This window comes from Alteromonas sp. S167, from assembly GCF_036864375.1.
Taxonomy (GTDB): Bacteria; Pseudomonadota; Gammaproteobacteria; order Enterobacterales; family Alteromonadaceae; genus Alteromonas.
Genome location: NZ_JAZETR010000002.1, coordinates 562,435 through 574,996, shown reverse-complemented (window position 1 = coordinate 574,996; position 12,562 = coordinate 562,435). Strand labels below are relative to the sequence as shown.

Here is a 12,562-nt window from a genome sequence, read left to right as displayed (position 1 = left end):
CTAAAACAAAAACGCTGCCATTTGGCAGCGTTTTTTTATGCTTTGTTGTTAAGTGGTCTAGTGTGACTTGAGTCTTGTGCGCTAGGCCAATTTTGTCTCTGCAACAAATTCAGGAGAAACTTTATTTCTACCGCCTTTTTTGGCGTTGTAAAGTTCTTTATCGGCACGATCAAACAACGTATTCCAGGTATCTTCAACGTTATTGGATGAAGACATGCCAACGCTAATGGTTACGTTAATAGACTCTGAACCACTAAGAATCGACAGCGCCGATACTGATTCGCGAAGTCTATCGGCAATAGCATAAGCGTGATGAGGCTGTTGGTGAGAAATAATAACGCCAAACTCTTCGCCACCTAAGCGGCCTATAATGTCACCCTCACGCAACTGTTCTTGTAGGCACTGCGCTACGCTTTTTAGCACCTTATCGCCTTCTGGATGCCCGTAGTTGTCGTTAATGGCTTTAAAAAAATCGATATCTATAACCAGTAAAGTGAATGGGCGTCTACTTTTTGATTTTAATCTTTTCAATACCGTACGTATAAAGGCCCGACGCCCAAATACACCGGTAAGTTCATCGAAGTTTGCCATTGCCTCCCATTCGCCTTTTTCTTTTGACAAAATAATAAATGGAAGTAGTGCGGAAGTTGCCAAGCAAAGAAGGACATGTAGCCCAACACAAATCGTAATGAAAAGCTGTAAGTTAGAGGCTAAGCCGTAATGAGTCGCGCCTGTGGTCAGTCCTGCCCGTGCCATCATAATAATAAAATGAATAAATAATATGCCCCGCAGTAGTACAGAAACACCCTGAATGGTTTTCCATTGCTGCGATTGAAAGCTCTGAAAGCAAAACAAGAACATTAGCGCAATAAAAAAGGAGGTAGCCGGTTCGACCAAATCGGGATACCAAGACACCCCAACTATAAAGAGAACTGCGAATACAAAAACGCGATTTCCCGTGCGTTTAACGGTAGAACGAACACATTGAATGTTAAAACTTAAAAAGCCATGAAGCAGCAGAAAACTAGCTGTTAAGTAAAGAAGGCCTGCAACTGCGCCAAGGGCACTTATGCCTGGCGCTGATATAGCAAGCGCACTGCCAAGCAATCCTAAGCAATAAACGAAACACGAAGACGCCCAAAAGTTAAACGCAACAGGCTCGTATTGGTTTTTCGCCAAGATGCGAAAATAGCCGCCAACCGTAATATTAATAGCAAGCGATAGAAGCAGAACGATTAAAACGGAATTTGTCATCTTTACGCCAACAAAATTAGACAAAAGTAGTAATAATAATGGCGTGAAAAATAAAATTTACGTAATGATAAAGGTATTATTTTAAATAACTAAGTACTTTTTAATATACCAATGGTGTTGGCGCATTTTGAGCTAAGACCACCTAACTTTCTGTAAAAAGCGAGTATTTTCTTCTTTATATAATAATTTTAGAATGTTAACGCTAAGTTAAAAATTTACTTAAAATTGCAATGAGCGATTTCTGCTTAATAGGTTTAGTTAAATAATCATTCATACCCGAATTAATAGCATTCTGCTTATCCTCTTTCATGGCATTGGCAGACAGGCCAATTATAGGAATTTGGGTAAAGCCGTTTTCTCGAAGTTTTGTTGTCGCATCAAAACCATCCATTACCGGCATCTGAACATCCATTAAAATCAGGTCGTAATGCGGGGCGTTTTCCATTTTTTGCACGGCTTGCTTCCCATCCTCGGCGATATCAAAAGTAAGCCCCAAATTAGTAAGCATTTCGCCAGTTACTAACTGGTTAATATTATTATCTTCAACAAGTAATACGTGACCTTCTAATGCAACATTATGATGCGTTTCTTTAGGTTTAACTGTGTCATTCTCAGTGCCTCCATGAACAACGTTGTTTATGAAGCTTTCGAATTGCGCCGGTGTAAACGGGTGCATGATGAACGGGCCGTGCCACAGCGAATCGTATTTGGCCAAAAGTGCGTCACCTGCTGTTTCCATTACCAAACCAACCGAGTGCCCGTTCTTAAGCAAATGCTTAAACCACTGAATGTGTTCTCTGAATACGCTGAAATCTGGCACATCGATAATGATATGTGTGGGTAAACTTGCAATTGCCTTTGCTTCAGTAATTGACCTATGGGAGGCCGCTGAAATATTAATTTGTTCACAATAGGCGTCGGGAATAAGCGGTGAACTGGTAACGTAAATGCTTCGTTTGGGCATGCCTGTAAGCGACTCTAGCACGCCACTTTGACGTTTGAAGGTTTTAAGTGGCAGCGACACAGTAAACGTACTGCCTTTTCCCTGAGTGGAAGTGGCATTTATCGTTCCGCTCATCAGTTCGGTTAGCTGGTTTACAATGGCGAGGCCCAATCCTGTACCGCCGTACTTTCTGTTGGTTGAACCGTCTGCTTGAGTAAATGGGTTAAAAATTTTATTTAACTGTGATTCGCTCATGCCAATGCCCGAGTCTTTTATTTTCATGGTTAGCTGCAGTAAATTTCCAGGCTCTGAAACTTCGCCGTCGAACTCGATATAAATTTGCCCTTGCTCGGTAAATTTCACCGCATTGTTGCCTATATTCATAATTATTTGCGCAATACGCAGAGGATCGCCAATCACTTTAGGTGGTATTTTGGGGTTTACTATAAACCGCACCGAAAGGTTCTTTTCTTTAGCTCTTAAAGCAATAACAGCAATTAGGTTGTCGAACAGCGAGTGAAGTGAGAAGCTGACTTCTTCAATTTTCAGTTTGCCTGCTTCAATTTTCGAGAAGTCTAAAATATCGTTGATTACACTCAGCAATATCTGGCCAGAGTAAGCTGCCTTATCTAAATAACCTCTAACGGTAGGCGATACGTCATGCTGTTGAGCCAGTTCGATTAAGCCCGTGATACCATTCATCGGTGTACGAATTTCATGGCTCATATTGGCCAGAAATATACTCTTAGAGGCAGTGGCCTGTTCTGCCTTAATCTTCGACTCAGTAAGCGCTTTATTCAAGTCCTCTAATTGCGTATTCATGTTTTGAGCTTCAATTAGCAATTTCTCGGTTTGACGGTTTTTGTCACTGAAAACCAATGCTGCCTTGGCCAGTTTACCAATCTCGTCCTTACGAGTGCTGGCTGGAATATTGTCAATTTGTACGCCTTCTGACAGCTTGTTGAATACCTCGGTTATCGACCGTATAGGCTCCAAAATTCGTAGTATTGAATAAAGTGCCGCAATAAGTGCAAGTAAGATTGCAATAAAAGAAAAAATCTCACCGTTTCGCTGCGTTTGCTCTGCAAGTAGGTAGGTTTGCTTGGTGACTTCTTCGGAATTTGCCGACACTTTGTTAGCAAGCTCGCCGCTAAGATAAAGAAATTCGTTTGCAGAGCCCGCCATAACCACATTAACTAAAAATAAATTTCCCTGCGTGATTTGTGTAAGCTTGAGAAAACCGGTTTTAGAAGCAATAGCTAACCCTTCAAGAGAGCGCTGTGTTGTAAGGTCGCTTGATAACGACATTTCAAGAAAGGCGTCAATTGCTGCATTGAATGAACGAATAAGCACAACATCGGGTTTCGCAAAATACTTAAGCATGGTGTTTTCTGCTTTAAGTAAATGGGCTAACGCTTCGTTTGCGTCTTTCTGTTGAACTAAACCTTTCTCAGTACTTTTCCTTAGTAAAGCTTCTAGCTGAGTAATATCAGACAGTGAACCTGCCGTTACTAAATTGTCTCGCTCTGAGCGCGCATCGACCACCTGAGTGAAATTTTCTTGGTAAGAGCTTAAATGCTCCCGCATACGCGTAAGAATGTAGTCGTCGTTACTAATACTGACAGATGAGCCATCACCGGCTAATCTGTCCAGCTTTTCATTAATGCTTACCATTAAACGCGAAAATCGTGTAATTGCAGATTTACTCGCATTTTCTTTGAAAATCAGAACGTTTCGCTGTAAGTCTATAACGTCGCGCTCAAGCTCTTTTACCAGCCCAACTTCAATAACGGTTTTAGAGGCTGAAGCAACACCAGTATTCAAAATATCCTGATTTTCACGCGCAACGTAGCCTTGTATAAGAATTAACGCAATTAATGCAACTAATACAGAAATAAGTTGTGCACGTATTGATGAGAACATACTGGTTTTGTTTGCCTTTATTATTCAAAGAGGTTGTTGTGTGCTAACACACTGTAATTTAAGAAGTAATAAATTCATACCACTTTTGAAGGCTATACGCATAGGTTGGCATAACGGTGTTCCATACGGCCACGTTACTAAATCTCTGCTCGTAGCTACCACCAGTACGCTGTGACCCTTTTTCGACACTTATTTTCCCGTCAGTACCTTTAAGTGACTCAGACGCTACTTTTCCTTTATACCAGTAGTTCCACTCGGCTTCTGATAGGTATGATGCGGAACGTTGAGGGTTCGAAATATAATATCCCTGTCGCGCAATAAACGCGCCAGGCCAACCAGATAGCCACCAGTTCATGTATTCATAGGCCACGTCTTTATTGCGCCCTTGGCTTGCCGACGACAAGCACATAACACCATGCCAACCTCTATACCCTTCTTTTGGGGCGGCAAAAGTGACGGGAATATTTTGCCCATTGAGTGCAGAAACAGCGGGAGAGAACATACTCTCTATGGTTGCTCTACCGCTTTTCATAAATTGCACAGATTCAGGTACCGAAGTCCAAAAACCGCTGAAGTGATTGAGTTGGCTAAGCTCGATAAGCAAATTAAAAAGGTCATCGAGTTCGTCTTCGGTCATGGCACCTATGTCATTGAAGCGTATAAACCCTTTTGCTTCAGCAGCTAACGCAAGGTCGAAAAGCCCGATGGTAGGGTCGTTAACTATGGCAACTTTCCCTGAATAGCGACTGTCTAACAGCCATCCCCAGCTTTCTTCCTGACCTTGAAGCTCATTAGGTAAATGGTTTCGGTTATACCCAAAGGAATCAACATTATGTACATAGGGCAAAAAGCTAATTTCACCCGTGTGCCGTTCACCAAGTGTGCCATCTTCTTGTACATTTATGATTTTATGGGGTGCATCTCCTGCTCCCATTCTTGCGTTTTCTGTTAACTTTCCCGTCTTACACAGGTTATTCACCTCGTCCCAATACTGTAATCGCTTTTTTTCAATGGGCTGAATGGCCTGCGCTTGCCACAACACATTAATACTGTTCGACCACTGTTCATATAAGTCGAAAGACGATGGGTTCATTGACGCTTTTTGAAGTACTGTAGCGCTGCCACCTGGTTCAAAAGTAATGTTAATGCCTAAATCTTCCATGGCGCGCTGGCGTAATGATTCTTGTAACGTTACGTGTGTGCCTAACACGCGCAACGTTGGTTTTGACTTGCCAATGGCGAAAGGTGTAACGCCTGCTGTAAGTGCAAAAGCCATCCCGCCTTTAAGAAGCGTTCGTCGCTGTGTTGATGCAGATTTATGCTTTTGGGTGGTATTTTGCATTAACTCGAATCCGTGGCAAACCAAGTCTTTACATCATTTTGGCAGTTAAATGCACTTATACCAAATAAAGTTAATTTATTTGTGAAAATAAGAAAGTGTTTGTGAAATTGGACGTTATAAATAGAGCGCGTTTGGGTAAGTAATGAAGTTTACTGAACCCAAACGCTTTTGATGAAAGTCAGTAAATGCTAGTGTTTTTTTGTGGCTCTATATACCACACCGCCAAGAATGAAAAGCAATGACAAGAACGACCAGCTACCGCCATGTTCCTCAACAATAACGACCGTTTCTTCTACCACATATTCGTTATTTCTACTTTCAAGTGGAAGCAGCGTGAGGGCTACATCATCGTTTCCATCGGTAAACGCTACTAATGCTTCTGTATCAGCGTCGTAAAGCTCTAGCAGTAAGTCGTAGTCGTTTGTTGGGAAGCCAGATACCAACGTACTTTCAATGGTAAAGCTATCGGTGGCGTCTTCACCGTAGATAAAAAACTCTGATGAAACGTGAATAGCATCGTAAAGTCCGTTGTTACCTATATACAGTACAGCATAGACTGGGGCGCTGGTGAAAATAGTGTCTGCGTCGAATTCAAAAGAAAACGTAGAATGGTAGCCGTCGTAATCTATATCGTTGTCTAGCGTGACAAAGCTTTCGTAAATCCAAAATTCATTAATGCTGCTAATTGTTGTTTCACGCGCATTTTTAACGGTGCCAATGTGTTTTTGTTGGCGCTGTTGTTTGTTCAGTTTTACGTTTTGCGAACCTTTTTCTATAGCGGTCAGCTTGGCCTGAGTACGTGAATTTTCTGTAACCGTAGAAGATGGTTCTGGTGAAAAGGGCTTATCGTAACGAAATTCATTCGATTCAACCGCAATTGTGCGCTCGCTCGTATCGGCATATACGCTGTTTGGCGTAAACACTTGAATGAATGCAAGTGCAGTAAATGTAGCGAAAGAGAAAGTGGGTATGTTCATTTGTGCATCCTTTTCCAATCGGTTATGACAGTGTCATTGTCGATGGAAAAAGATGAACAAAACCTGAAGCGTTACTTAACGCGAATTATTAAGTGTTATTGAGGGCCTAGAAAGAGGCTAATTAGTCGTCTAAAAAGTCACCGTCTTGTTCAAAATCGCCGTCTTCACGTGGTTCGAAGTACGTTCCCCATCCGTCGTAGGTAACGTCGTGTTTATCTGCGATTTTCAAAAGTGTGTCAGAATCGGCATTCAGTTTTTCAATATCGAGTTTGCGTTCAACAACGGCATCAAAACAAAAAATAGTTTCACCATCATCAAGCATCAGCTCTTCGGCATCAGTTACTTCAAAACCTGCCTTAAAAGCATCTACAGCAGCTTTTTCTAATACGTCAAAGTCGGTGCTGGCGAAATGGTGTTCAATAGTGTAATCAGCATCGGCTTGGCTACCGTCTTCTAAGAGGGCATCTATGGTTTCTTGGTTAAACTCGTACCACTCTTCTCTTTCATCAAACTGGTTCATAATTAACACTCACTGTAAAATTTGCGGCAAGTTTACCTGCTTTTTTCCAGTTCATCGACCTGTGCATTCAGTTCATCAAACTTTTGTTTCATTTGTTCGTTGAAATGCGCCATCCATTCTTTTACATCGCGACCATCATTCAAAGGTACTGGCGCTGAAATGTCGATAAGCAATGTGCCGTTGTTCCAGCGGTTCCATTTTACTTTTTTGTGAAGATTACTGGCCGTTACCATGACAATAGGCTCGTTTGTGGTTTTTGCTAGTCGAAACGCGCCTTGTTTGAACGGCAATATACCGCGCCCATAGCTACGTGTGCCCTCGGGAAATAGCCATACCGATGTTTTCTTTTTAGCTATTTTATTGGCTGCGATATCCAGCGTATTTCGGGCTTTCCCAGAGTTTTTTCTATCTATTAAAATGTTACCTGACAGCCAATAAATTTGGCCGAAAATAGGGATCCAGATAAGGCTTTTCTTACCGATAGTGACCACGCCGGGCAGAGCAGCTTTACATATCGTAATAACGTCAAAGCTATTTTGATGATTCGCAATGAATACATAGGGCTCATTGTCTTTAACGGCAGGGTCTTTTCTGATGACTATTTTCAATCCAACCACTTTTGCCATTAACGAATACATTTGCCCAGCAATATGCACGTTGTCTCGGTGAAACGGGCGTAAAAGACACACCACGTAAAGCGCTATATTGATAAGTAAAAAGGCAATAAAAAGAGCGGGAACGCGGAATAAAGCTATCAAAACAACTCCTAGATATAAATGACGCGCGCAGTATAGTTGAAGTTTCAGCGTACACTTGTCCGATGAGTTTTTGTAGCAATGAATTGATTATCGCAAGGTTTGCAAATGCGCTTGCTGAATTTTAAAACAAAGTGGTGAATAAATAAGAAGTTTTTAATGGGCTACGCCACTTTATCTTCTTTAGTATGAGGAAATTTTGCCGATACCCCATTACACTTATAAAAAGCCTAAACGGATATTAACTCGGTAATTTGTATGCAAACATTTACTCCAGACGACTTAGAAGAAGATATTCTTGCCGATTTAATGGAGGAGATAAACGAGCTTTATGAGTCAAGCGAGCAGACGCTGATAGAACTAGAGCTTCGCCCGGAAGACAACGAGCTTCAGCGGGCATTATTCCGTTCAATACACACTATAAAAGGTGATCTTGGGCTAGTTAATTTTTCGCCTATGATCCCGCTTTTACAGCATGTTGAAGACTTGCTGGATTATCTACGTAAAGGCCAAGTGGCGTACACCAGCACAATGAGTGACTTGGTATTGCTTACCATGGATAGAGTTAAAGCGTTTGTCGAAAGCGTGATGAGCAATGGCAAAGCGGAGTATGACGATAATTTACATGGTCAGTTGGTGCTTGCAATAAGCCGAATTTCCCCTGATAACAGCGCAGAGCACGAAAAACGCTTAACCGAAGCGGTATTATTGCTAAATCCGGCGCTGGACGTGGTTGTTGACGATGACGACCCTGATAGTGTTCAAATAAAACCGCCTAAAATTTCAGCTACAGGTATTCCAAAATATATTAGCAGCGAGAAGAAGCAAGACATCTTGTTCTTTCGCGACCTTATGCAAACCATTGAACGCCGCTCTGACTACTGGCAGGGCAGGGGCGATCGTATAGCAAAGTTGGCTATGTATATTAACGATGTAGCTGAAAAGCCCATTGATGAAGATCAGCTTGCTGTGGCTAGTTACGTGCACGACTTCGGTATGGCTTTTATGCCATTAAAGCTGCTGCATAAGGGCGAGGAATTAACGGAAATAGAGTTCAACTTGATGCGTTCTCACGTGTATAAGAGTGCACGATTATTAGAGCATTTAGATCAGTGGGATGTTGCACGCAAAATAGTGATGCAACACCATGAAAGAACAGACGGTACAGGCTACCCCCTTGGCATTAAAGAGGACGATATATGCGAAGGGGCAAAGCTATTAGCCATTGTTGATACCTACGACGCTATGACCCATCCAAGGGCCCATAATCAAGACAACGTATTGTCAAAGAAAGACGCCGTTCTTCGCATTAATAAGATTGCGAAAGGACAATTCAGTATGAAATGGGTGCGCACCTTCAACAAAGCGATGACTGTGCTATTAACGAAAGGGCCTTAAATACCTGATTTGAGCTTGAAAGCGAATAACGCTTTTTAACAATCATAAAAAAAAGGCAGTGCTTATTATGAGCCTGCCTTTTTTGTTGGACGGTAAATTCACGCTACCTATATGACGTGACGTTACTTAACGTTAGCTAACTCCCAGTTCCTTCAACTTACGGGTCAGCGTGTTCCTTCCCCATCCTAAGCGTTTTGCTGCATCCTGCTTATGGCCGTGAGTGTGTTGCAAAGCACGCTCAAGCATTATGCGTTCAAAGGTGTGCATAGCATCATTCAATATATTGTGGTTACCATCGCGTAGCTGTTGGTCGGTCCAACTTGCTAGCAGTTCCGGCCAGCCGCCTTCTTGTGTGGCAACATTTGGGGCGCTGCTGTCGCCGTGTATTTCAGGCGGTAAGTCGCTAGGTAGTACTTCTTGACCACTTGCCATAACCGTTAGCCATCGGCACACGTTTTCCAGTTGCCTAACGTTGCCCGGCCATGGCAGTTGAGACATAACGCGTTCAGCATCTTTTGAAATACTTTTTGCTTCTACATCAAGCTCCTTCGCGGCGCGCCGCAAAAAGTGGCGGGTTAACAAAGGAATATCTTCTCGACGCTCTGCAAGTGAGGGAAGGTGTACTCGAATTACATTTAAACGGTGAAATAAATCTTCTCGGAATTTACCGTCTGCTACACGTTGTTCTAAATTTTGGTGTGTTGCCGCAATAATCCGAACGTCGACACTTACTGACTGATGGCCACCTACACGATAAAATTGGCCGTCTGCTAAGACGCGTAACAAACGTGTTTGTACATCAAGCGGCATATCACCAATTTCATCTAAGAATAGGGTACCACCATCGGCCTGTTCAAAGCGTCCTTGTCTTGCCGCTTGTGCTCCGGTAAACGCGCCTTTCTCATGACCAAAAAGCTCAGACTCAACCAAGTCGGCGGGGATTGCCGCCATGTTCAACGCAATAAATGGTTTGCTAGCGCGTGGACTGTGTCGATGTAGTGCTTGAGCTACTAGTTCTTTACCGGTACCCGACTGCCCATTAATGAGTACGCTAATTGATGAACGAGAAAGTCGGCCAATCGCGCGAAATACTTCCTGCATAGCAGGGGCTTCACCAATGATTTCGGTGACAGCATCTTCTGGCGTCACTTTTGGTACGTTAGATTGTTCTCGGGCATGCGCAATAGCGCGCTGTGTTAAAGTCACAGCTTCGTCTATATCAAAAGGCTTTGGCAAATATTCAAATGCCCCCTTTTGATAAGCGTTTACTGCACTGTCTAAATCGCTGTGCGCGGTCATTATGATAACCGGAAGCAGTGGATGTGAACTGTGCACTTCGTTAAGAAGCGTCATACCATCCATCTGAGGCATTCGAATGTCAGATATAATGACTTCCGGTGCCTGACCACTTTGCAGCTGTAGTAGCAAGTCTTCTGGGTTCTCAAAGCTAAGACAACTAATATTTGCTGCTTGCAAGGCCTTTTGCAGCACCCAACGAATTGAACTATCGTCGTCGACGATCCATACAGATTCATTCGTCATCGTCTGTCTCCTTACGATTTATTGGTATGTAAATTACGAATTCGGTGTGTCCTGGGTAGCTATCTACATCAATTTTACCGCCGTGATGATTAATCAGGGTTTGTGATATTGATAGCCCTAAACCAGAGCCGTTTTGCTTGCTGGTTACCATGGGATAGAACAAGGTGTCTTTGATTTCAGCAGGAATCCCCGGGCCGTTATCAACAATTTTAATTTTTGCTACCAAGGGGTGTCGTTTGGTTTGAATAGTCATTTGGCGCTCAATACGCGTCACTAGCCGAATTTCTGGATATGGCGTATTGCTCTCATGCAATGCTTGCACACTGTTACGCACAATATTAAGCACTGCTTGCTGAATCATGTCTGGGTCAAGCATGAGAGGCGGAATACTGGGGTCGTAGTCGCGCACAATGGTAATGGGGTTTTCAGAATCTACGCGCATAAGACTGCGTACTTTCTCTAGCGCTTGATGTACATTACTCCACTCAAAACGCGGTAGAGAGTTCGGACCTAACAGCCTATCAACTAAACTTCGTAAACGGTCTGACTGCTCGATGATCATGCGGGTGAACTCTTTATGTTCGTCGCTTAGTTCTTTTTCAAGAAGCTGTGCCGCCCCGCGAATGCCGCCAAGCGGGTTCTTAATTTCATGGGCTAAACCGCGAACTAACTCTCTTGCAGCATAGTGCTGTGCGTTTTGTAAATTCTCACGAGAAATACGCTTTTGTTGGTCAATTTTCTTTACTTCAAACAGAAGCCGTGGCGCGCCATCAATTTGAATATTGGTAACGGTTAAATCGGCAGATACATAGCGATTATCTCTAAAGGCTAATTTAATTTCGTTTTCTGTGAAATCTTCACCTTTGCGGATAGCGGCTTTCAAACGCGTTGTTTCAATAGTGCCAGGTAAGAAGAATTCAGGTAGAGGATGTCCGACAAGCTGTTTGCGCCCCGTTTCAAACAGCGCTTCACCAGCATGATTGGCGTAAACAATCACCAGCTTGCTGTCTACCATTACCAGCGCGGTATTAAGGCTATTGATAAGTTGTAATGTGTCTAACTCGGTGGATTGCATCCGAGTTTATCTCCTTTGCACCAATATTGTGCATTGTAGCGTGCAATCCTTCGAATCGCGACAAAACAGCCTATTTATTTAATGTGACTGAACTGCCATGGTGCGCCTTCGGCGCTGGTGTTGCACGCTATTAGTTATTAATTAACGCCGATGCCTGATGAAGGTAAAGGGTTTGAGTAGGAGACGATGCAAGAGTCTTGCCCGTATTGTCGGTAAGTTCAATTTTGAACGTGTGTGCACCACGATGTATACCTTCAAGCTTAAACAAGCCTGATGAATTGCTTTTGTATGGTGCACCGTCAAACACTAATCTAAAAAGCGGAGCTTTAGGCGTGCCAGTTTGTTTTGCGGATATCGTTACTTCGCCTAAGTTGTTACGAACTGTCGCTTCTGGCTGAGGGCTAACAATGGAAACGCGATATTGTGGTTTTGCTTTGTTAGGTGCTGGTGGCGGCAGCACAGGCGCTTTTGCTGCATTCACTACGTTTAACGTTTTGTCATCGAATGCCATAGGCTGTGCTTGTGATGCGGGCTTATCGGTATAGGTTACGGTGCCGTCGCTATTCACTATTTTGTATATAGCTTTGTTGCCCGCTGTGTTTTGGGCTTTGCTTTCAGTGGCTTTGGTTCCACTATTTTCGTTTTGCGTAGTCTGCGTAGTTTGCGCTAAGGATACATTGCAACACAGAACACCTAGTGAAAGTAACAGCGAAAGTAGTTGTTTTTTATTTAGCACCAGATTTACCTCTATCATGCCCATTACAACATAGTAGATAATCGCTAGGCATAAAAAAAGCCCGCTAGGCGGGCTTTCGTATGTTTCTTAATACCGC

Annotated in this window: 10 protein-coding genes; 1 reads left to right on the top strand and 9 read right to left on the bottom strand. The window is 43.0% G+C overall.

Translation table 11 applies throughout. The annotated features are described in order from the left end of the window. Nucleotides 1-81: 81 nt before the first annotated feature. From V7R35_RS05755 to V7R35_RS05730, 6 genes are all read right to left on the bottom strand, one after another. The gene (locus V7R35_RS05755; protein WP_334013759.1) at nt 82-1,254 is read right to left on the bottom strand and encodes a GGDEF domain-containing protein; all 1,173 of its coding nucleotides are present in this window, start codon (nt 1,252-1,254) and stop codon (nt 82-84) included. Nucleotides 1,255-1,456: 202 nt separating this feature from the next. Next, nucleotides 1,457-4,120: a hybrid sensor histidine kinase/response regulator gene (locus V7R35_RS05750; protein ID WP_334013758.1), complete on the bottom strand. Its 2,664-nt coding sequence runs from the start codon at nt 4,118-4,120 to the stop codon at nt 1,457-1,459. 58 nt (nt 4,121-4,178) lie between these two features. Continuing rightward, entirely contained in the window at nt 4,179-5,462 is a 1,284-nt protein-coding gene (locus V7R35_RS05745; RefSeq protein WP_334013757.1) for an ABC transporter substrate-binding protein, read from the bottom strand. Nucleotides 5,463-5,650: 188 nt separating this feature from the next. Next, complete coding sequence (locus V7R35_RS05740) at nt 5,651-6,439, bottom strand: choice-of-anchor H family protein (protein ID WP_334013756.1); 789 nt, start codon at nt 6,437-6,439, stop codon at nt 5,651-5,653. Nucleotides 6,440-6,560: 121 nt separating this feature from the next. Then, nucleotides 6,561-6,959 carry a ribonuclease E inhibitor RraB gene (rraB, locus tag V7R35_RS05735; RefSeq protein ID WP_334013755.1) on the bottom strand — a complete coding sequence of 133 codons (399 nt, stop codon included), beginning with the start codon at nt 6,957-6,959 and terminating at the stop codon, nt 6,561-6,563. 32 nt (nt 6,960-6,991) lie between these two features. Next, on the bottom strand, nt 6,992-7,717 hold the full coding sequence (locus V7R35_RS05730) for a 1-acylglycerol-3-phosphate O-acyltransferase (RefSeq protein WP_334013754.1): 726 nt from the start codon (nt 7,715-7,717) through the stop codon (nt 6,992-6,994). A 255-nt stretch (nt 7,718-7,972) separates the two neighbouring features. Here V7R35_RS05730 and V7R35_RS05725 point away from each other — a divergent pair, with 255 nt between their 5' ends. Further along, on the top strand, nt 7,973-9,112 hold the full coding sequence (locus tag V7R35_RS05725) for an HD-GYP domain-containing protein (protein WP_334013753.1): 1,140 nt from the start codon (nt 7,973-7,975) through the stop codon (nt 9,110-9,112). A gap of 132 nt (nt 9,113-9,244) precedes the next feature. Here V7R35_RS05725 and glnG read toward each other — a convergent pair whose 3' ends face one another. The 3 genes from glnG to V7R35_RS05710 all read right to left on the bottom strand — a co-directional run bounded on the left by glnG (nt 9,245) and on the right by V7R35_RS05710 (nt 12,465). Further along, a complete protein-coding gene (glnG, locus tag V7R35_RS05720) occupies nt 9,245-10,654 on the bottom strand; it encodes a nitrogen regulation protein NR(I) (protein WP_334013752.1) in 1,410 nt (469 codons plus the stop codon). Beyond that, a complete protein-coding gene (glnL, locus tag V7R35_RS05715) occupies nt 10,644-11,729 on the bottom strand; it encodes a nitrogen regulation protein NR(II) (RefSeq protein WP_334013751.1) in 1,086 nt (361 codons plus the stop codon). The genes glnG and glnL overlap by 11 nt, the downstream gene beginning before the upstream one ends. A 130-nt stretch (nt 11,730-11,859) precedes the next feature. Continuing rightward, entirely contained in the window at nt 11,860-12,465 is a 606-nt protein-coding gene (locus tag V7R35_RS05710) for a DUF4124 domain-containing protein (protein ID WP_334013750.1), read from the bottom strand. Nucleotides 12,466-12,562 lie beyond the last annotated feature (97 nt).